12 protein-coding genes are annotated in these 22,199 nt (G+C 74.1%); 10 read left to right on the top strand and 2 right to left on the bottom strand.

Annotated features, from left to right (window positions below):
- Positions 1 to 181 precede the first annotated feature (181 nt).
- The 9 genes from CP983_RS16695 (at position 182) to CP983_RS44950 (ending at position 19,512) form a co-directional block, all read left to right on the top strand.
- A complete protein-coding gene (locus CP983_RS16695; RefSeq protein ID WP_229914928.1) occupies positions 182 to 1,027 on the top strand; it encodes a nucleotidyl cyclase domain-containing protein in 846 nt (281 codons plus the stop codon).
- A gap of 5 nt (positions 1,028 to 1,032) precedes the next feature.
- Entirely contained in the window at positions 1,033 to 3,693 is a 2,661-nt protein-coding gene (locus CP983_RS16690; RefSeq protein WP_150500212.1) for a hypothetical protein, read from the top strand.
- Positions 3,686 to 5,347, top strand: coding sequence for a hypothetical protein (locus CP983_RS43990; protein ID WP_167537714.1), 1,662 nt, complete (start codon positions 3,686 to 3,688; stop codon positions 5,345 to 5,347). The genes CP983_RS16690 and CP983_RS43990 overlap by 8 nt, the downstream gene beginning before the upstream one ends.
- Positions 5,344 to 5,898: a Pycsar system effector family protein gene (locus CP983_RS16680; protein WP_150500210.1), complete on the top strand. Its 555-nt coding sequence runs from the start codon at positions 5,344 to 5,346 to the stop codon at positions 5,896 to 5,898. The genes CP983_RS43990 and CP983_RS16680 overlap by 4 nt, the downstream gene beginning before the upstream one ends.
- Before the next feature lie 270 nt (positions 5,899 to 6,168).
- Entirely contained in the window at positions 6,169 to 8,427 is a 2,259-nt protein-coding gene (locus tag CP983_RS16675) for a VWA domain-containing protein (RefSeq protein WP_229914927.1), read from the top strand.
- Between the two features lie 139 nt (positions 8,428 to 8,566).
- A complete protein-coding gene (locus CP983_RS16670) occupies positions 8,567 to 12,319 on the top strand; it encodes a tubulin-like doman-containing protein (RefSeq protein WP_150500206.1) in 3,753 nt (1,250 codons plus the stop codon).
- Entirely contained in the window at positions 12,316 to 15,219 is a 2,904-nt protein-coding gene (locus CP983_RS16665) for a hypothetical protein (RefSeq protein WP_150500204.1), read from the top strand. Before CP983_RS16670 ends, CP983_RS16665 begins: the two co-directional genes overlap by 4 nt.
- A 76-nt stretch (positions 15,220 to 15,295) precedes the next feature.
- The gene (locus tag CP983_RS16660) at positions 15,296 to 17,455 is read left to right on the top strand and encodes a hypothetical protein (RefSeq protein WP_229914926.1); all 2,160 of its coding nucleotides are present in this window, start codon (positions 15,296 to 15,298) and stop codon (positions 17,453 to 17,455) included.
- On the top strand, positions 17,452 to 19,512 hold the full coding sequence (locus CP983_RS44950; protein WP_150500202.1) for a hypothetical protein: 2,061 nt from the start codon (positions 17,452 to 17,454) through the stop codon (positions 19,510 to 19,512). Before CP983_RS16660 ends, CP983_RS44950 begins: the two co-directional genes overlap by 4 nt.
- Positions 19,513 to 19,521: 9 nt before the next feature.
- On the opposite strand, the gene CP983_RS16650 is transcribed toward CP983_RS44950, so the two are convergent.
- Positions 19,522 to 20,409, bottom strand: coding sequence for a helix-turn-helix domain-containing GNAT family N-acetyltransferase (locus CP983_RS16650; protein WP_150500200.1), 888 nt, complete (start codon positions 20,407 to 20,409; stop codon positions 19,522 to 19,524).
- 12 nt (positions 20,410 to 20,421) lie between these two features.
- A complete protein-coding gene (locus CP983_RS16645; protein WP_150500198.1) occupies positions 20,422 to 21,402 on the bottom strand; it encodes a helix-turn-helix transcriptional regulator in 981 nt (326 codons plus the stop codon).
- A gap of 64 nt (positions 21,403 to 21,466) precedes the next feature.
- On the opposite strand from CP983_RS16645, the gene CP983_RS16640 reads away from it, so the two are divergent.
- The gene (locus tag CP983_RS16640) at positions 21,467 to 22,045 is read left to right on the top strand and encodes a DinB family protein (RefSeq protein WP_150500185.1); all 579 of its coding nucleotides are present in this window, start codon (positions 21,467 to 21,469) and stop codon (positions 22,043 to 22,045) included.
- Positions 22,046 to 22,199 lie beyond the last annotated feature (154 nt).

Below are 22,199 nucleotides of genomic sequence, written 5' to 3'. Positions count from 1 at the left end.
CCCCGCCGTGTGTAAACGGCTACAGACGCATCTCCTTCCGGCACCGACCCTGAGGGGACGGACCCTTCGGCCGACGACCCGTCACGGGCCGTCCGGACGGTCGTCGCCGAGGCTCATCGGCCGGCACTCATCAGCACGAACCACCTCTTCGGCAAGCGAACAGATCATGCAGGGGGCACGGGTGAACCACGACGCACCGGAACTCACCGAGGCGCACTACGAGTTGGTGATCAGCGTCGACGCCAGACGTTCCGGCGAGTACGACGACGTCGACAAGCCGCGGATGCGCGCCCGGATCTACCGGGTGCTGGAGACGGCGTTCACCCACGCCAAGGTCGCCCGCGACGCCGTGCACCTGGAGGACCGCGGTGACGGCGTGCTGGTGTCGGTCGCCGGGCGGATCGCGGCGAGCCGGCTGCTCGGACTGTGGCTGGTCGAGGTGCACGAGAAGCTGCGGGACGAGAACCGCGACCTGGCCGTACCGCTCGGGCTGCGCATCGGCATGCACGTCGGCCCGGTCCGGCACGACGCGCGGGGCATCAGCGGCCGTGCCGTCGACCTCGCCTGCCGGCTGGCCGACTCCTCCGTCGCCCGGGAGCTGCTGGACGCCGAGAAGGCGGACCTCGTGCTGGTGACGTCCCAGTCCCTGTACGAGGACGTGGTCAGCGCCGGCGGCAAGTTCATCGAGCCCGCGCACTACGCACCGGCCCGGCTGGCGCTCAAGGAGGGCGAGGTCACCGCCTGGTTCCAGCTGCCCGGACGGCCCGCCCCGGCGATCCCCGAGGCGGCGCCCGCGGCCTCCGGGCCCGACTCGGCCGCAGCGGCCGAGGAGCGCCTCGACGACGACGTCGACGAAGGCGGCGAGGACGAGTTCGAGGCCGTGGACATGGAGGGCCATCGGCCCGGTCACGTCGGCATTCATCAAAACGTCAGGCGCGACGCCTTCCATAACGAGCACAACGTCTACCACGGCACCGTGCAGATGGGCGGGTCCGGCAACCAGGCCACCGAGAAGGGAAGGGGCTGAGCCGAGTGAGCGACGACGAGCAGGGCGGCGCGGCGGACGACGCCCCGGAGCAGCCCGGCGGGGGCCGTTCGTCCGACGACGGCCGCAAGGGCGGCGACGACAAGAAGGGCGACGACCGCAAGCGCGATCGGGACGACCGCAGGAAGGACCGGGACGGCAAGAAGGACCGGGACGGCAGGAAGGGCGGCGACGACCGCAAGGACCGCGACGACCGGGACCGGGACGACGCGGACGACTCCGACGAGGAGAAGTCCGCCGAGGACGAGGAGGCGGAGAAGGAGAAGGAGCGGGAGGCGGAACGCGAGCGCGCCGCGGGCCGGTTCAAGGAGCGCACCCGCGACCCCCTCGCCGACGACCAGGGCGAGGAGGGGCCCACCGACCTCGCCGCCGCCGCCCGCACCCGCCGGGCCACCCGGCAGCTGTTCGACGTCCGCCGCGACCTGATCAGCTTCGCCCACTCACGGCTCCAGAGCGCCCACATCGGCGACAACATCAACCTCATGCTGGGCGCCCGCCGCCCCGGCGCCGGCATGCGCAGCGGCCCCGTCCCCGAGGACGAACTGCGCAGGCTGCGCAGGGCGCACGTGCCGCCGGAGGGGTACGTACGGCTGCGCAACACCCTGCGCGCCCGGCGTCTGCTGGTACTGGGCGCCGCGCCCGGCACGGGACGTACGAGCACGGCGCTCTCCCTGCTCGACGAGGTCACCGCCTCCACGGCGAACGGCACCGACGAGGAGTCCGCCGCCCGCCTGCGCCGGGTCGATTCCGGCGGCGGCATCCGGCAGTTGGCCGAGACGCTCGACGGCGAGGGCGGTGAGGCGTGGCACGGCACCGGCCATCTGCTGGAGCTGTCCCTGAACCGGCCCGACGCGCTGCCCCCGGACGAGATGGACCTCGACGAGCTCGCCGCGGCCCTGGCCCGCCGGGAAGCCTTCGCGGTGATCGTCGTCACCGTCGGCTCGGCCGCGAACCCACTGCTCGCCGGGCGGTACGGCATGCTGTGCCCGCCCGCGCCCACCGGCGAACTGCTCACCACGCGGCTGCGCGAACGCCTGGAGGAACGTACCTCCGAGGCACGCGAGGACGCCGCGTCCCTGGACGCCCTGCTGACGCGCGCGGCGGACCTCGCGGGCCGCGACGAGGTCACCGACGCGGTCGGGCTGACCGATCTGCGGCCCGCCGAGGCCGAGTTGCTGGCGTCGCTGCTGGCCGGTCATGTGCTGGGGGACGTCTCCTACGACGATCTGCTGTCCGGCTGCCGCAGCATCGCCGCCGAGCAGGCCCAGGAGTGGTTCGCCGGCGTGGACCGCGCGCTGACCGTGCCGGCGGCCGAGCCGGAGCGGCCGGACCGGTCCCGGGCGCGCTCGGGCACGGCGACCCTGTTCCACCCGGTGGCCTTCCGGATCGCGCTGGCCGTGCTGGGCGGCGCCTCGCACAGCGCCGTGGCCGCCGCCGCCCACCTGCTGACCTGGGAACTGTCGGTGCAGTCCGACCCGGACAACACCCCGGCCCGCCCGCTGTTCTGCGACGACCCGGAAGCCGACGTGGCGCTCTCGCGGGCCGAACTGACCGACGGCAAGGTCGAGGTGGACGGCCATGACGTGCCCGCGCGGCTGATCTTCTACCGGGGTTCCGCCCTGCCGTCCGCCGTGCTGACCGAGCTGTGGGACCGGCACTTCCCGGTCCGGGCGCCGGTGGTGCGCTGGCTGCGGCTGCTCGCGGACGACCCGCGCTCCCAGGTGTGGATGCGCGCCGCGGTCGCCGCCGGAGAGCTGTGCGTACGGGACTTCGACCACGGTTACACCGAGCTGGTCCGCCCGCTCGCCGACGCCACCACGAACCGCCGGCTGATCTTCGCGGCCACCACCCTGGACCAGGCCGCCGGGCACGACTCGCACCGCAAGGCCGTGCACAGGCTGGTCGGCGACTGGAGCAGGAAGGGCACCGCCTCCCAGCGCTGGACCGCGGCCTGGGCACTGGGCTACGGCAACGCCGCCGCCACGACCGACGACACCCTCGACGCCCTCGCGAAGATCGGGGTCCGCGACGACGGGGAACTGGTCAGCGTCGCCTCCCACAACGTCGTACGGCTGCTGGTGCTGCCGGACGCGGCCGAGGTGCTGGAGCGGATGGCCGAGTGGACCCACCACAAGCGCGAGCCGTACCAGGACCTGGGGCTCGCGGCGACCGTGCGGCTAGCCCTGACCACGGTCGACGAACTGCTGATGGACCCCGACTCGCCGGCCGAGGGCAGCGACTCCCCGTGGGGGGACCGCGGGGACTGGCCGGTGCTGCTCGCGCTCGCCGCCATCCGGCCCGAACTGGTGCCGGCGATGGCCGACTTGATGTGGACCGCTCTCAACACGGCGCGGTCGAAGGACGTGGCGATGGACTCGCTGGAGGAGCTGCTGCGCTCGGCCGAGCGCAAGAGCGGCGCCGAGTGGACCCGGCAGGGGCTGGCGGCGCTGCTGCCCGCGCTGTCGACCGAGGAGCACGACCGGCGACGCCTTGACTGGCTGCTGCGCCGAATGATGAACGACCCGGAGAAGCCGCTCCCCGAGCCGAAGGCGCGCGACCTGTGGTGGCTCGCCGTGGAGCCGGAGGACAGGCCGCGCCAGGCAAGGCCGCGTCGGGACAGGACGCGGGAGGAGGAGAGGTATGGCTGAGAACGAGGACGAGGCACCCGGGTCCGAGGAGACGGAGGGTCCCGAGTCGACGGCGCCCGCGGGTCCGTTCCTGCGGGACTTCAACCCGCTGACGGACGGCTACCCACGGGTGAGTCCGCGCTCGGCGGTGGTGCAGTTCTACCGGAACGGCGGCTACACGGTGAAGCGGGCCGCCGGGGTCCAGCACGTGGACAAGCCGGTGCTGGCCCGGCCGCACAGCATCTGCGAGATCGCGCTCGGCACCTATGTGACACCGCTGCAGATGGAGTTGCCGGCCGCCGGCGGCACCACCTTCTTCAAGGCCGAGGTGGACATCGAGTGGGCGGTGACCGATCCGCATCTGGCGGCCCTGGCGGTCGTCACCGACGTCGCCAACCGGCTCACCTCGCCGGTCCTGGAACGGCTGCGGGAGGTCACCACGACCTACCGGGTGACCGAGGCCGAGCAGGCCAACCGTGCGATCACCCGTGAGTGCGCGGGCGGGCGCTGGGCCGACCTCGGCTCCGAACTCGGCCTGCGGGTGCGGCTGTACGTCCGGCTGCGGGTGGACGACCGGACCATCGAGCACGCCGACGAGGAGCGCGACGCGCACGCCCAGGCCAAGGTGATCCGGCTGCGGCAGGAGTCGTACCGGCGCATGTTGCAGGGCGGCGAGCTGGAGCAGCTCAGCTTCATGCTGGCGGCCGATCCCGAGGGTGCGAAGGACTTCCTGGAGAAGATCCGCCAGGAGGGCAGGCAGGACGAGAAGGACCGGGTCGCCCGGCTCTTCGCCATGGCCCAGCGGGGCGAACTCGCCACCGTGGACGTGGAGACGCAGGTCCTCAACCTGCTCAACCAGGGCGACGGGCGGCCCGTGGTGGGGCCCATCGGTACCGTGCCCGCACGCCGGCCCCGGGAGCTGGAGGCGTCCGCCGGAGACCGGCCGTTCAACCCGGACTGGGCCTCGGACGAGCCGCCCAGGCGACGGCCCAACCGGCCGGCACCGCGCCGGGGCGGGCCCGACGGATACGGCTCCGACGGGTACGGAGGCGACGGGTACGGCTCCGACCGGTACGGCGGCGACCGGTACGGATCCGACCGGCGCGGCGGCGACCGGTACGGATCCGACCGGCGCGGGTCCGGACGGGGCGGTCCCGACCGGGGCGAGCCGTACGACCCGCGTGACGACGCCGAGTTCGACGAGCCCCGCGCCGGGGCCCGCGGGCGGCCGTACCGCGCGGAGCCGTACGCCCCCTACGGCAACCACGACGACGAGCCGCGCTCCCGGGACGGACGCCAGGGCCGCCGGCCCGCTCCGCCCGCGGACCACGACGACGACCCGCGCATCCGCGACCGGCCCCGGAACCACCGGCCGGGGGCGTACGCGGACCACGACGACGAGCCCCGTTCCCGGGACCGTCGTCCGGACCACCGGCCCGAGCCCTACCACCCCGACGACGAGGTCGAGGTGCGGCGGCTGCCGCGGCGGCCGGAGCTCGGTTCCGGGGGACCGGTACCCGGTGACGGGCCGGAGGACGGGCCGCGCTCCGGCGAACGGCCCCGCACCTACCGGCCGGAGCCGTACTACCCGGACGACGAGCGGGAGTGGGAGCGGTCGCGTCGGCGCAGACGCGCCGAGGACGACGGCTGGTCCTGGGCGGAGGAGGACCGATGAGCGCCGGTGACGGCGCACGGACCTCCCCCGACCCGGTCGTGCCTGTGCCGGACGGGGGTCGGCACTGCAACGACCGGGCGGGGGAGCGCATCGTCGCCGAGCGGCTGCTGGCGACGGTGCGGGAGGATCTCGGCCGCGCCGACTCCAAGGCGGCCGTGCTCCTCTCGGGCACGCTGGCGCTGCCCGCCTTCCTGGCCGGGTGGCGCGGTGCCCCCGGCTGGGACGGGCTCGCCGACCTGACGCTGGTCGCGTCGGGCGTGCTCTGGGCCGTCGCGGTGGCCGCGCTGGTCGCGGCGCTGATGCCGCGCACCGGCACGGTCCGGGGCGGCGCCGGGGTGACGTACTTCGGCGACCTGGTGGACACCCGCGACCTCGCGGGGCTGTCCGTCCGGGTCGGCGAGGCCGGGCGCGACCCGGCCAAGTGGCTCCTCGTCCAGGCCGTCGACGTCAGCTCGATCCTGTCGGCCAAGTACCGGGCCATCCGCTGGGGGGTGGGCGCGCTCGCCCCGTCGGCGGCGCTGGCCGTGCTCTGGGGGCTGACCTCGGGCTGATCACGGGGGCGCGCGCACAACGGATGTACCACCGCGCCCGCGCCAACGCATCGCCGTACACGGCACGAACGCGCACCGAAGGCGACGCACACGCGTCATCACCTGCACGCCACAAGTGAATCAAGAACCTCCGGATCGAACTTGAGGCACCAACCGCAAGCACGAACTGCAAGAACGCAGCGCAAGAACGAACCTCACGCACGTATGTCGAAGACCAAGGGGACGGCCGTGGGAAGAGTCACGGGAAGACGGCAGACAGGAAGGCCACGGGTGCGCCGGGCCGCGGCCTCGGTGCTCGGCGGCACCGCGGTGTTCGTGTCCCTGTTGGCACCGGCCGGTCAGGATCCGGTGCCGGCGGCGGACTCCACCCCCGCGTTCCCGGCCGTCAACTACGCGGTGGCCGTGGACGAGTCGGCCAGCCTCGCACCCGAGGACATGAGGGCCGAGAAGGCCGCCGCCAAGCGGATCGCGCTCGGCGACGTCTCCTCGTCCTCGCAGGTCACCGTGTTCGGCTTCGCCGCCGCGGAGAAGGCCGGCCAGCGCGTGGTGGACCCGGTGTGCCCGCGCACCACGCTCGACGCGGCCGGCCGCGAGGAGGTCGGCCGCTGCGTCGACGAACTGCGCGGCCGCAAGAAGAGCGAGGGCACCGGAACCGACCTGCCGACCGCCATCCGGCAGGGCGTGGACGACCTCACCGACGGCTCCGACGCCTCGGTGCCCCGGGTGCTGTTCCTGCTGACCGACGGGAAGATGGACGTCGAGGACAGCTTCAAGTACGGCGACCCCGCGCACCGCGCGGCCGAGGGCGAACGCCAGTTGAAGGCGGCGCTGAAGGAGGCCGCCGCGCAGAACGTCCAGATCTGGCCGCTGGGCTTCGGTTCCGACCCGGACAAGAAGCAGCTCGACCAGATCGCCGCCGGCGGCTACCAGAAGGGCTGCGTCGAACTGCCCTCCGCCTCGCCCAGGGCCCACAAGGTCGACGGGGCGAAGGACGTCGGCGGCACGCTGGAGCGGATCTTCGCCGCCGCGCACTGCCTGCGCCACGAGGAGGGCCCCAGCAAGCGGCCGCCGGCCACGCTGGAGATCGGCATCTCCCCGCTGGCGACCGTCGGCAGCATCGTCGTCGACAAGGGCGACCCCGAGGTGAAGATCACCTACATCGACCCGGCCGGCGACAAGGTCTCCACCACCTCCGGGCGTTACAAGGGATCCCGCTTCGAGCTGGCGGGCGGCACCGGCACCGTCGAGGCACTGAAGATCGTCGACCCGCTGCCCGGCACCTGGAAGGTGAAGGCCGAGGCCCCGGAGGGCCACCGCTCGCTGCCGGTCGCCGTCAGCGTGCTGTGGCAGGGCGAGCTGCGCGGCGCCATCACCATGGACCCGCCCTCGCCGCAGGCCGGCGAGAAGGTCACGGTGACCATGCGGCTGCAGACGCGTGAGGGCTACGAGATCAAGGACCCGCGCGACTACGAGGGACTGCGTGTGCGCAGCGAGCTGACCGGCGACGGGTTCTCCGCGCAGGCGCTCGACCTCGCCGACAACGGCAAGGGACCCGACCCCGACGCCAGCGACGGCTCCTTCACCGGCACGGTGACCATCCCCGAGGACGCCGACGGGGCGCTCACGGTGAGCGCCACGCTGACCGCCTCCGGGCTGAGCGCCGACACGCGCAGCGAGACCGGCGAGGTCGCGCCCGGCGAACTGCCCGTCAAGGCACCGCTCGAACTGCCCGCGGGCAGCACCCACCCCGGCGGCACCGTCACCGGCACGCTCGACGTCAGCAACACCACCGACGCCCCGCACACCCTGCGGCTGTCCGTCGCCGACGTGAAGGACGGGCTGCTCTCCGTCGAGCCGAAGCAGATCACCCTCAAGCCCGGCGAGCAGGGCACCCGCGAGGTCACGGTCCGGGTCTCCCCGAAGAGCGCCTTCGGCGACCGCCTCGGCGACGGCCTGGACCTCTCCGGCACCTTCACCGTCGTCGACACCACCGACGACGACCGCACCCTCGAACGCGCCCCCGTCTCGGTACGGGTCACGCCCGAGCCCGGGATCTGGGACAAGTACTGGTGGGCGTTCGTGGCCGGCGCCGTAGCCGGCGCGCTGGCCGTCGTCGGCGCCGTCGCCTGGCTGGGACTGCGCAGGCGCCGGCGGGACCCGTCCGGGCTGATCCTGCAACTGGTCTCCGCGGACGGCACCGTCGTCAACGAGCACCGGGCCGGCCACGGCAACAACAAGCAGTGGTACGAGTTCGCCGTCGCCGAGGCCCACCGCAGCCCGCGCATCGAACGGCGCGCGCACGGCCCGTACGCCGTCCGGCGCAGGCGGGAGGGCGGCGCCGTGGTCCGCAAGGGCAGCAGCCGCATCCCGCTGCCCACCAACGGCCAGGTCCAGCTGACCGACACGCTGAGCCTCACGCTCGGCGGGACCCCCGGCCAGGGGCCCCGCCCGACGCAGGGCGCCTTCGCCGGCGGCCCGGACCCGAGGCCGTCGGCCCCGGGCGGCGGCGCCTACGACGACTTCCTGTGACCGAAGGGGCGGACCGGAACCGGCACCCCCGGCCCGCCCTCACCGCATCACCGCCGCGCGGCCGGCCCGCCGCGCGGCGTCACGGACGTACCCAGCACAGACCTGCGGCCCCCGTCGGCCGTACAGCGGGGAGGAAACCATGAAGATCTTCCAGCCGATGATGTTCGTCGGCCTGGGCGGCACCGGGGGACTGGTCGGTGCCGAACTGGAACGCAGACTGCGCGCCGAGCTGTGCGGACCCGACGGCATGGCACTGCACCGGCAGAGCGGCCACGCCCCGTTCCAGCTGCCCGACTGCCTCCAGTTCGTGTACGCCGACTACAGCGAGAGCGACCTCCAGCGGCTGCCGCAGTTCAACGTGGACCCGTCGCTGCGGGCCGCGTACGCCCGGACCTCCCGGGCCACCCACAACCTGCTGCCGAACTTCGACGCCTCCCCGGAAGTGACCAAGATGCTCCGGGCGGTGCTGCGCGACGAGGTCGCCGACTGGCTGCCGCCGCGCATGGACGAGCCCAAGGTCACCCCGCTGCACGCCGGCGCCGGCCAACTGCCCACCGTCGGTCGGGCGGCCCTGTTCGCCACGCTGCGGCACGGCCTCGGCCCGGTCCTCGAACCGCTGCTCCAGGCCATCGACGCGATCGCCAAGTCGGCGGGCGAACTGAGCGAACTCGGCGGCGGCAAGGTCAACGGCTGCGACGTGTTCGTCGCCTTCTCGGTGGCCGGCGGCACCGGCGCCGGGATCTTCCTCGACTATCTGCACCTCATCAACCACGCCTTCCAGCTGCGCCGCTTCGACGGCGTGAAGATCTACCCGCTGGTCGTCATGCCGTCGTCGTTCTCCGCGGCGACCGGCGGCGGACGCGAGGCCGAGCTGAACGCGGCCCGCTCCCTGGTCGACCTGTTCCGGCTGGTGGACACGCAGAACGCGCCCTCCGAGGGCCACGAGATCGGCGACCTCGACCAGGAACTCGGGCTCGGCGTCCGCTATCCCGGAGCCACCCCGATCCGGCTGCGCACCGGCATCCTGCCCACCGCGTTCCTGTTCAGCCCCACCGCCGGCATCCGAGCCGACGACCTGCGCCGCTCCATCGTGTCCCTGGTGATGTCGCTGATCGGCACCGAACTGGGCGACGGCCGCGCCCGGGGCCGGAAGATGGCCGCCGACGACGACTTCCAGACCTTCGCGGCCAGCTTCATCAACCGCGGCGTGCAGCGCAGCGCCGTCTCCCCGACCGGCATCGGCCGCCAAGGCGTGTCGACCAGCCTGGTCGCCTCCATGACCGCGCCCATGGACCAGCTCGCCGACCTGGTGGCCGGACGGCTGCTGCGGCTCGCGGTCACCGACCTCGTGGAGGCGCCGCGCGCGGCGCTGCGGGACGAGGCGGTGCCGATGATCCGGCAGCTGTTCGCCGACTCCCACCTCGAAGAGCTGTGGGAACGCAGGCAGTTGCCGGTGCCCGAGCCCGATCCGCTGCCGCGCGGGGGCCGCAGCATCGAGCAGGCGCTCGGCGAACGCATCGCGGACATGCAGCGGCTGCTGTCCGACCTGCGGTCCGAGGCGGAGCGCGCGGCCATCGCGATGGCCGACCGGTTCGCCCCCCGCCCGGCCATCGACAAGCTGCTCCAGACCGTGGACCCCTTCCTCGCCGAACGCATCGTCAGGGGCGTCCCCGACAGTGAGGAACCCATCGCCCGGCTCGGCTTCCTCGGCATGCTGGACCACCGCGCCCGCACCCCGCAGCGGCCGCCCGGGGTGACCGAGCAGCCGCCCAAGATCCCGCGGATCAAGGGCCAGTTGGGAGGCCTGGCGCCCGCCCGCTGGGGCGACGACGACGTCCAGGCCGCCATCGAGGAGCAGAACGCCTGGTACCAGTGGCGCTGCCGGCTGGTCTGGCACGAGGCCTGGCGCGAGCAGCAGATGCACTGGCAGCCGCAGGCCGACGCGGCCGGCACCGACCTCGGCCGGCTGGTCGGCGCCTTCCGTCGGCACAGCGACCAGGAACGCAAGAGCGCCCAGCAGAAGGGCCTCGAACTGTACGAGGACCGCACCGGCATCTCGTATCTGCTGCCGCCGCAGCGCACCCTCAACCACTTCTACGAGGACGTCGTCACCCGGCTGATCCGCCGGGAGGGCCTGCGTGAGAACGACGACGAGTCGGCGCTGCTGCTCAAGCTGGTCGACGGCGACACCTGGCGGCAGGTCCACGGGCTCAGCCGGCGCGACCCGGAGGGCTCGGTGGCCCGGGTCAAGGGCCAGCTGGAGGCCCGGATCACCCGGCTGTTCGCCGAGAGCGGGGCACATCTGGAGGAGCGGCCGCTGCTGCCGTCCATGGGCACGCTGCTGGCCGCGGCGGCCGGGGACGCGGACGCCAAGGACCAGGTCAGCAAGGAGGCCCTCGACCTGTTCGGCCGGAAGCTGACCGGGCTGCTGCCGGTCGGATTCACCCCCGAGGGCACCGGACTTCTCCGCGTCCTGGTCACCTATCCACGGGTTCAGGCCGTGGAGGAGGTGCAGGAGTTCCTCGGCAAGACGCTGCGGCTGCCCTCGGACGCGAAGAACTCCGTGGAGTACCGGGGCGTGGACAGCGACTCCATCACCGTCGTCCTGTTCCGCAGCGAGATGAGCCTCACCCAGGTGCCCGAGGCCCGCAAGGTGCTGCGCCAGTGGGCCAGGGCCAAGGACTCCGAGCAGGCCCAGGACGTCCTGCGGTGGCGGCAGCGGCTCGGCTACCGGGACAGCTGGATGGTCAGCAGCGAGGAGGACCGCCGCGTCATCCTGCACCGCCTGCTGTGCTGCATGTGGAACGGCCAGGTGGACGTCGTCGACGGCGACCCGTCCTCGCCGGACCGGATCCGGCTGCGGCTGCACCCCGAGAAGGGCGCGCACGTCCCCGGCGTACGGCTGCGGCTCGGGGACTTCCCCGGCGGGGTGTCCAGCTGGGCCGAGCTGATGCGGGCGTACGAGCGCTGGACGGTCCTGGACGACGAACGGATCGTCGAGGACTACTGCCGTGAGTTGATGGGGGCCCAGCCGGTCGGCCTGGCCCGGGCCGGCAGCGAGCCGCATCCGCTCTTCGTCGACCTGGTCGAGAAGGTCGCCCCGCGCCAGCTGGAGCTGCTGGCGGAGCGCCGGGAGCAGGGCGGCGAGCGGATCGAGGGCTGGGTGCGCCCGCTGTGGGAGTTCTGGGCGGAGACCCTGCCCGCCGCGCTGGACACCGAGTTCGGCGACCAGCGCGCGGTCCAGCCGACCCTGCGCACCCTGCTGGAACACGTCCGCGGCGGCACCCCTGCCGACCCCCGCTCCCGCGAGGACTACGCGCCGCCCCGCCGCCCGTCGACCGACGAGGACGACTGGGGCACGGCACCGGTCCCGCCGGGCGGCCGCGGTCGGGACGACGACCACGACCAGCCGTCCGGTTCGGGCAGGTCGTACGACTCCGGGCGCTCGTACGGCGACGAACGCGGCGAGCCGGAACGGGAGAGCCGCGACAGCTGGAGCGAGCGCCGCGACGGCCCGACGGGCCCCCGCCCGGGCGGCAGCCGTCACGAGGCCGGTGACGACCGCGGCAGGCCGAGCGGTGACCGGGACGACTACGGCCGTTCGGGCGGTGACCGGGACGACTACGGCCGTTCCGGCGGTGACCGGGAGGATTACGGCCGCGCGGCCGACGACAGTGACGGCCACGGCAGGTTCGGCGGCGGCCGTCGGCGTGACGACCACGTCGATCCCGACCTCGACGACCGCCGGGGCGCGGACGGGCAGGGCGGCCGGCGGCGGGCGCCCTGGGACGAGGCGGAGCCCACCGACCCGCGCCGGGGCGGCACCTGGGGCGCCGAGGACGGCTCCGGCGACTCCGGCCGCAGCAACCCCTGGGACGGTGACGCGCAGTGAGCACGCCTCAGGCCTTCCGCACCGTCATCCACCTGGACCTGCGTGCCGGGGCCGCCGCACTGCACAGCCCTTCGGCGCTGCGGGCCAGGGTCGCCCAGGAGCTGGGCCGGGCCGGGCTGCCCGAACCGGACGACCCGCTGTTCCTGGTGGTCGACACCCCGGCCGGGCTCAACGACCACCAGACGCAGTACGAACTGCTCACCGGCTACCGGGCGGTGGGCGAGGTCCGGCTGCTCGTCCTGCTGGTGGGCAGCGCGCCGGGCTCGTTCGCCGGTGAGGAAGGCGGCTTCCAGCCAGACCGCCGGCTGCTGCGTCCCTCGGTGCTGCGGGCCTCGGGCAGCGGGCTGCTGTGGGCCGGCGACCTGCGCTCCGCCCGCACCGCGCTGGAGCAGCCCGCACCCGACGACCCGGACGCACTGTCGGTCCTGGTGGACGCCCTGTCCGTCCCGGACGTCTACCTCGGAGTGCTCGACGGCATCCAGGCGCTGCCCGGGGCCGTCGCCGCGCCCGGCGTACGGCTGCTGGAGCAGGACCTGCCGCCGGAGGTGCGCGACCGGGCCTGGCGCGACGCGCTCACCCGGTTCGCCGGGGCGGACGACGACCTGGCGCCCGACGTGGTGCTGACCGCCTCCTCCGGAGCCGATCTCCCGGAGCCGCTGCGGGGGTTGGTGGCCGGCCGCCGGGACCGGGACCTGGGTCACCGGGAGCCCGGCGGCATCGCCGACGACGCCTACCGGGCCTGCGCGGACGCCCTCGACTACGCCGACGACGCGATGGCCGGGCTGCGCACCCTGCCCGGCCTGCTGCGGGCCTCCCGCCGGGAGACGTTCGAGACGGAGGTCGACCAGGCGCGCAAGGCGCTCGACAACTACCGGGACCTCGTCGCCACGGCCCTGCGCAGCGGCGGCGGCACGGCCCCGTCCGCGGCCGAGTCGGCGACCCGGCTGGCGGCCCTCGGGCTGCGGGTGCCCTCCGCCGAGGGCATGGGCGAACGGATCGGGGAGGGGCTGCGGGAGTTCGCCCTGAAGCTGCTGGGTCAGGGCCTCGCCCTGCGCTCGGTCGCGCAGCGTTTCACCGGACTCGCCGGCCGCGTGGAGCCCGTGCCGGGCTCGGCACTGCTGCCGAAACTCGCCCCGCACTCCGCCGAGTCGGTGGCCCGGCAGACGGCGGGAGCGGCCGGCCCCGAGGTGCCCGGGGTGCCGGTGGCCGGACCGCTGGCGGCGGCCGGCGCGGGCCTGCTCGGCGCGCTGTGGTCGGGGCCGTTCCTCGCCCTCGCGGTCCTCGTGCCGCTGCTGTTCGTCGGCATGGCGATGCTCGGGGCGGTCCGGCTGCGGGGCGCGGGGCGTCCCGGCCGCTGGGCCGTCGCGCCGAGGGTCGCGGCGTTCTGCGGCGCCGCGGTCGGCGCGGGAGTGGGGTACGCGACCGACTCGCCGGTCTGGATGGGCACGATCGGGCTGCTGACCGGACTCGGGATCGCGGTGGAGACCGCACGCCGGCTGTGGCGGGCGGCGGCCGCGGCCTGGGCCCCGGGGCACACGACCGCCGTACTGCGCCGGGCGCTCGACGGTCTGGACGGTCTGCTGGCCGAGGCGGTCCGCGAGCACTGGGCCGTCGAGGAGCGCCTGTACTGCGCCGACGCCGCCCGCTCCGTCGCCGGGATGCTGCGGGCGACGGCTGCCGCGGCGGAGGCGGAGGCCGTGCCCGAGCCGGCGCGGCTCGCGGCCGGCGCGGCGTCCGGTGCCTCCGGTGCCGGCGCGCACGGCGACGACGACTGGCTCTCCAGCGACCCCGACCTCGAACCGGACGACGCCTACGCCGGGGCCGACGACGGGGACGGCGACTGGGCGAGCATGTACGCCTGGGAGGACGGCGAGCAGTGGGACGACTCCGGCGACGACAAGGGCCGCGACGGGGACCGGGAGCGGGCGAAGGGCGCCGGGACCGGCTGGGGGGACCGCCCCAAGGAGGTGCCGCGCTGGCTGGAGCGGGAGAGCGGTGAGGGCGGACCGGAGCTGGTCGCCACCCTGTCCGCCGATCTGACGGACGCCGCCCTGGAGGCCATGAAGCACTACTGGGGCGCCGTCGAGCGCGGGCAGGCCGGCGCGCGTGCCGTGCGGCGCACCGAGGAGCGGGTCCGCGAACTGCTGTCCACGGCCCGCCACCACCTCCAGCACAACGGGGTGCTGGCGCCGCCGCCGTTCGCCGCCCCGCGCCGCGTCCGTGCCACCTCGGCGAACCTGCTCGGCACCGACCCGCACGGACTGGCCGAACTGGTCGGCGCGGACGCCGACCGGCAGGCGGTGGTGCAGCTGTCCACCCCCGAGCAGGGCACGCTGCTCAGCCGCGACCCGGCGTCCGCGACCTGGCTCCGGTTCGCCCCGGGCGCCGTACGCGACGAGGTCGAGAAGTCCTGGCGGGCGAGCGGTTCGGTGCACCCGGAGCAGGTCCTGTGGACGTCGTCGGGCCGCTACGCCGGACTGGTGCGGCTCACCCCGCTGCGGGTGGGCGTCGTGCACACCGTCCGCGCCCGGCACGGCTCCGGCCCCGACGGCACGGACCCGGACACGGCGAGGACGGAGCAGCACGGCACGGGCAACCCGTACGAGCGGACCGGCTCCTACGACGAGAGCTATGACCGGGCCGACGCCTATGCCCGGGCCGACTCGTACGACTCGTACGACAGGTCCGGCTCCGACGACCGGGCCGAGACCTACGACCGGACCGAGGCGACGAACCCGTACGACCGCGCGGCCTCCTACGCCGACGACCGCACGTCCTCCTACGACGGCGATCGCGCGGACTCCGACGACTGGCTGGCCTCGGACGACTGGGCCGGCTCCGGCGAGCGCGCGGACGGCGGCCGTGAGGGCGGCGACCGAGGGGACGGCGATCGCTGGTGAGCGGCACCCCGCGTCCCGTACCGCCGCGCACGGACCCCTGCGGCCCGAAGCACCTGCACGAACGAAAGGACCGCCGGTGACCAGCACCACGCATTCCCGTCCGTCGGGGCCGGGCGGGCCGCCTCCGGACAAGCTCGGCTTCACCGTGCCCTCGGGGCGCCGGCGCGTCACCCCGGTGCGGGTCGGCCGGGAGTTCCGCCGCGACCGGCTGCTGCCCCAACTGCTGCGCAAGGCCGTGCTCGACGACGAGGGCCAGCAGTGCGTGCAGGTACGGCTGAGCGCCAAGGACGCGGCGAACCCGGCGGCGCGCGCCCTGCTGGACACCGAGGCGTCCGCCGCCGTACAGCTCCTCCAGGTGCTCGGCGACACGGAGTACGCGGCGCTCTTCCCGCGGCTCATCGGCCACGAGCTGGACACGGCCGAGCCGTTCCTGCTGTACGAACCGCCGCGCGGCACCGCCGTCTCGCGGATCCATGTGATGGGCGCGGCCGACCAGGAGGTCTTCACCCGCGACCTGATGCTGGCCCTGTGCCTGCTGGAGGGCCAGGGTCTGGTGCCGCGCGGCATCTCGCCCGCGTCCGTCCTCTGGGACGGCGCGAAGGTCCAGCTGTGGGGGCTGGAGTCGGTGACCCGGATCGGACGGCCGCGCCGCCCGTGGGGCCGGTCGCCCTTCTGCCCGCCCGAACAGCGCGGCGGCGAGGGGCTCGCCGACCCCCGCGACGCGGTGTGGAGCGCGGCCCAGGTGCTGTACCGGCTGGCGACCGGGCGGCCCGGCCCCGCCGACCGGCCGCCCGCCGACCTGGGCGATCACCGCAAGCTCGACCAGACGCTGCGGGACGCCTTCGCGCCGCTGGCGGCCGGCCGGCCGACGCCCGCACAGGTCCTGGACCTGGTGGCGCCCGGTGCCGCCCGCCGGGTCCGGCTCGCGGTGCCCCCGGACGAGACCCGCCCGCACCACGACGCCTTCGAGGAGGCGCTGCGGCTCAAACGGCAGGCACCCGCCGCCCGTTCGCGCGCGGGATCGGGCTCCGAGCAGACCGGCGCCGAGGTGCTCTGCCCGTACTGCCTGGAGTCGATCCGGCTCGACCTCGGCAAGCTGTTCGTCACCGACAGCCGGATGCAGTACAAGCCGCTGGATCTCAAGGGCATCAACAACCCCGTGCGGCGGACCGACATCATGCGCGGCGCGGTCCAGAAGTGCACGGCCGACCCGGAGTTCCCCGCGCACTACATCCCGGTGCCCTATCTGACGTACGGCCGGCCGCTGACCGTCGCGATGGTCGGCCAGTCCTCCACCGGCAAGAGCCATCTGCTGACCCAGATGATCGCGGCGATCACCGACGGCGGTCTGGAGCCGTTCGGCCTGAAGTGGCAGTCCGTCAATCCCGAGCAGCACGCCCGGTTCGTGCGCGACCGGGTGCAGCCGCTGCGCAGCGGCAAGGTCCTGGACCACACCCCGGCCCTCGGCATGGACGACTTCGCCCGCTTCGTGGAGTCGCTGCTGATCACCGACGCGCGCGGGCAGGTGCGCCCGGTCGCCTTCTTCGACCTCGGCGGTGAGGACCTCGTCCGCACCGACGCGGCGCTGCGCTTCCTGCTCGGCGTCGACGCCCTGGTCTTCGTCGTCGACCCGGCGCTGGCCCTGCCGCTGCCGCAGCTCGACCACGCCAGGGAGCGCCTGGGGGTGGAGGTGAACCGGGACGGCGACCTCGCCTTCGGCACGGTCCTGGACCGGCTGCCGAAGAGCGGCGGGTATCTGGACGTGCCGGCCGCGATGGTGCTCGGCAAGGCCGACCTGCTCAGGTTCCAGCCGCCCGTCGACCGGTGGCTGACCCGGCCGCCGGCCGCCGCGCTGGACCCGGCGCTGATCCGCGAGGAGAGCCGGGACCTGTACGGGCTGCTGCGCCGGCACGCGGGCCAGGCGTGGCTGCGCCCGTTCGACGCGATCCGCCGGTGCACCCTGCACGCCGCGTCGGCCACCGGTGGCCAGGAGGACCAGGGCCGCTATCCCGCGGGGGCCGGACCCCGGCGGGTGCTGGAGCCGCTGCTGTCGCTGTTCGCCCTGCACGGACTGATCCAGGTGCCGGGCGGCGCCGACGCGCTGGCGGTGGGGGAGGCGCCGGCTCTGGAGGCGGTGCCGTGGGAGGAAGCCGGGCGGGCCGGGCAGGCCGAGGGATTCGAGACGCCGGAAGGGACCGAGGAGCCCGAGGGGTCCGAGGGAGGGGAACATCAGTGAACGACTTCCAGGACCGGGGTCCGGTACAGCAGGTCGTCTACCGCTGGGACGGCAACCACGGCCGCCAGGGCACCGGCATGAACGCCGTCGCCCACTCCTGCGACGCCGAGCGCGCCGAGGAACTCGGCCGGGAACTGGGCCCGTTGCTGTGGGTGTCCGGAGCGGCGGCAGCCCGGCCGAGCGTCGTGCGCACGCTGTCCGGCGACGGCGCCGTACTGCTCGTCCGGCGCTGGCCCACCACCGACCGGGGCGGGCGGCCGAGCACCGTCAGCCATGTCCTGGTCGGTGATCGCGGCACCCTGAAGGTGCGTCAGTGCCTCGGGCTCGCGTACGGCGGCTGGGGCAGCCGGGAGAAGGCCGAGTCGGCCTCCGGGAAGCAGGACCCGGTGGAGAGCGCGAAGCTCGACGCGCTGGCGCTCAAGCGGTTGCCGCAGATGCTGGACCGGCTGCCGTCGGTCAAGCACGCGCTGACCCTGACCGCGGCGGAGTGGCTGCGCGACCCCACCCAGCGGCTGTCGCTGCTGATGGAGGAGAAGGGGCACCCGGGCTGGCCGGACCAGGAGGAGGTGCCGCTGGTCTACCTCGGGCTGTTCCTGCTCTTCGGCCCGTGGCTGGAGCAGCAGTGGACCTTCGCCACCTATGACACGGCGGACAGTCACCCCCTGCGGCTCACGTCCGTCCCGCGCTGGGAGCCGGACACCGGCGGCTCCGGCCCGCTGGCCCGGGTCAGGGGAGGCAGGCCGGCCAACTCCAGGTTCGAGCTCTGGGCGGGCTCCGAACTCGTACGGCACGTGCTCGCGCACCCGGAGGCGGACGCGGGCGTGCCGCAGCTGACCGACGGACTGCGCGGCGGCGCGGCGCTGGACTGGGAACGCCGCCGGGCCCGCCTCAAGGAGATCCTCGGCACCGACCGCACACCGCCGAACGGCACCCGGATCCCGGCGTCGGCGCCCGCGCCCCGGACGAGGGAAACCCAGGCGCCGGTGGAGACGCCAGGGCTCGCCGAGCGGGACCGCGACCCGGCGCCGGCACCGGCCGCCGTCGCCTCGGAGCCGTACGCGACCGCGTACACGGAGTCCTACGTCGAGCCGTACACGGAGTCCTACGTCGAGCCGCGTCAGGAGCCGCCGCCTTCGGAGTCCCGCGCGGACCCGTACGCCCGCCCGCACACACCTCCGCCTCCGCAGCCGCACACACCTCCGCCTCCGCAGCCGCACCTGCCTCCGTACGCGCACCCGCATGCGAACTCCGCTCCCGTGTCACCGCCACCGCCACCGCCACCGCCTCCCCCCACCACCCCTCCGCACTTCCTCCCCCAGCCCGAGCTGCACCGGGAGCTGTGCGGTTACCGGCGCGGCGACGGCATGGGGCAGAGCGTGCTGCTGGCGGAGCTGCGCAGGCAGCCCGACGAGGTGCTGGTGCACGAGCTGCGCACGCGTGAGATCCCGCCGCAGTCGGTGGAGTTGCTGCTGGACGTGCTGGGGGAGCCGCTCCGGGCGGACCGGCGCTCGCTGGAGCTGCGGCACGCGCTGTGCGCCGAAGCGCTGGAGAACGGGCTGTACTTCACGCCGCACGTGGCGGGCGCGGACGGCAGATCGGGAGCGGACCGGGCGTCCCGGGCGGCTCACCTGTTCACCTGGGCCGTCGCGCCGCTGGCCAGGGACGAGCGGCATCTGCGCCAACTGCAGGAACTGCTCTACCGGTTGAGCCGCGATCCGCATCCCACCACGGGCAACTGGCTGCGGCAGAGCATCATCGACCCGCCGGGCGGCCGGGTTCCCGATCTGCCGCCCGTGGTGTGGAGCCGGCTGCTGTCGAACGCGCTGACACGGATGGACAAACCGCCGCACTCCGCGCCGCCGCCGGCCCAGTCGCTGCCGTCGCCCCACACGGCTCCGGCGCCGACGACACCGCCGCCGCAGCCGCCGCCCTTCGGGAAGCAGTCGTTCATGGCCAGGATCACCGGAGGGTTCGGCACGGCGGGCTGTCTGCTCGCGGGCGGCCTCTCCTTCTGCGCGATCGCCATCATCATCGTGATCGTCTGGTTCCTCAGCTGACGGATCCGCTCAGGGCGCCAGCCGCTTCTCGAACCAGTGGCTGGCGTAGACGTTGTCGTCGTACGCCGGGATGGCCGTGTAGCCGCACGCCCGGTACATCGCCTGCGCCTCGGTGAGCGCGGCGTGGGTGTCGAGGCGTACGACGCTCAAGTGGCGCGCCACGGCCTCCTGTTCGAGCGCGTCGAGCAGCCGGCGGGCGAGGCCGAGGCGGCGGGCGGCGGGGTGCACCCAGACGTGCCGGATCTCGCCGACGCCGGGTTCGAGGCGCCGCAGCGCACCGCAGCCCACCGGCCGGTCCTCCTCGTACGCGACGAAGAACGCGCCGGCGTCGCCTGACACCTCCCGCGGCGCCACGAGGTCGTCCTTGTCGAACCCCTCGGGGAACCGCTCGTCGATGTCGGCGGCGTAGCCCTCCAGGCAGGCCCGGGCGTCCGGGGCGGCGCCGTCGACGAGTGCGACGGTGATGCTCGCGAGGCGCAGCAGGCGCTGTGCGGTGGCCAGCGCGCCGGCCAGCTCGGCGCGCTGCGGTTCGCTGAGGCCGTCGAGCAGCCCGGCGGCGACCAGGTTCGCCCGCCGGTTCTGCTCCTTGACCTCCACCCGCCCGGCCGCCGTCGGTTCGATCATGCGCAGCCGGCTGTCCTCGGGGTGTGCGCTCAGCGTGACCATGCCCTGTGCCCGGAGCGCCTTGGCCATCCGGCTCAGATAACCGGCGTCCAGACCCAGCCGGCTCCGGAGCTCGCGCAGGGACATCCCGTCCCCGATCTCGAACAGCAGCCGGGCCTCACCGAGCGGGCGGTCCTGGCCGAGGTAGTGGTCGTCCAGCACGCCGATGCGGCGCGTGAAGTACCGGTTGAAGCGGCGGAACGCCGTCACATGGTCCGTCGACACTGGCTCCATATTTCTTTGACTTTAGTCAAAGGTTGCGCTGGAGTCCACGCCCCCCGCGGCTTCCGCGAGCCGGCGCCCGAGTGCCAGCGCCGCCTCCCGCAGCTCGGGCGGCCCGACGATCCGGAACGGCGCACGGATCGCTGTGAGCTGCTCGGCGTACCAGTCCGGCTCGTCGGTGGTGGCCAGGAGACGGGTGGTGTGCTCGTCGACCAGCTCGGGGCGACCGAGGCTGCGGGGGAGCCACTCGGCCACGCGCGCGACCGGCGCCTCGATCACGATCTCCACCCGATGCGTCCAGCCTTGGGAGAGGTGTTCCTCGAGAGTCTCGACGGGACGCAGGCCGGTCGGTGGCTCGAAGGCGTCGGGGAGCATGGTCACCGTCGTGACCCGGTCCACGCGCAGCACCCGGCGCGCCCCGCGGGTGTGTGACCAGCAGAGCACGTACCAGCGCCCGTGGTGCACCACGATCGCCCAGGGGTCCACCTCCATGGTGCGCTCGTCGCGAGGGTCGAGCCGGTAGCCGAGGCGCACACGGCGGTTTGCGGCGGCAGCCTGCACCAGGGAAGAGGTGGTGTCGGGGTCCGGACGCACGACGGCGTCGAAGGCACCCCGGGTACCGGCCCTGCGGACCGCCTCGGCAGGGTGTGCGACCGGTTCGGGCAGGGCGCGCAGCAGTTTGCCGAGCGCGGCGCCCACCGGGCCGGCCGGATCGGCCGCGTCGGGCCGTCCCTCCAGTACCGCCATGACCAGCCCGAGCGCCTCGGTCGGCGTGAACATCAGGGGCGGGAGCCGCAGGCCCCGGCCGATGCGGTAGCCGCCGTGCGGGCCCCGCGTGGACTCGACCGGGATGCCGGCCTCGCGCAGGATGCCGACGTAGCGGCGGGCGGCGCGCTCGGAGACGCCGAGGCGGGCGGCCAGCCGGGCAGCGGTGATGCCGGGGTTCCCCTGGAGCATTTCGAGCAGCAGCAAGGCGCGTGCGGTGGGACTTTCGTCGTGGCTCATCGGGCGACCAAAGGTTCGGGATTCCGGAAGCAGAACGACCGGAATGGACCCTAGCCTGCGCCTCATGACCCACGACACCGAACAGCAGGTCCCGTCCGTTCTCCTGGAGCCGCCGGTTTCCGGCACCGAGGTCGACACCCTGATCGGCTCCCTGGAGCGGCAGCGGCGGACGTTCGCCTGGAAGTGCGAGGGCCTGGATGCGGGCGGGCTCGGCGCACGGCTCGCGCCCTCCGTGCTCACCCTGGGCGGGCTGCTGAAGCACTTGGCGCTCGTCGAGGACGAGTACTTCACCCGGCGCCTGCTCGGCGTCGACCTGCCGCCGCCTTGGGACACGGTGGACTGGGATGCCGACCCGGACTGGGAGTGGCGCTCGGCGGCAGCGGACGAGCCGGAGCGCCTGTACGCCCTGTGGCAGGGGGCCGTCGCCCGTTCCCGCGCGAACCTGCGGAAGGCGCTGTCCGCGGGAGGCGTGGATCAGCCCGCCCGCCTCACCTGGCCCGACGGCCGGGCGCCGAGCGTGCGGCGCATCCTGATCGACCTCGTCGAGGAGTACGCCCGCCACGTCGGACAGGCCGACATGATCCGCGAGTCGATCGACGGCCGGGTGGGGGAGGACCCGCCGGCCGACTTCCCGGTTCCCTGACCGGCGTCAATGGTTCAGTGACCCGTTCCCGTCGCCCGCCCGGGTCTGATTCATTCCGGTTTGCCCGCATGTTCAGTGACACAGCGCACTTTCGTCCGCGGATCGCGCATGCATCCGTATGCCGGGGGCAGGCGCACTCGGTCCCCCTGAGTGA

It is taken from the genome of Streptomyces chartreusis (genome assembly GCF_008704715.1).
GTDB classification, from domain to species: Bacteria; Actinomycetota; Actinomycetes; order Streptomycetales; family Streptomycetaceae; genus Streptomyces; species Streptomyces chartreusis.
Note: the sequence above shows the minus strand (reverse complement) of the source record. Positions and strands in the feature narration are given on the sequence as shown.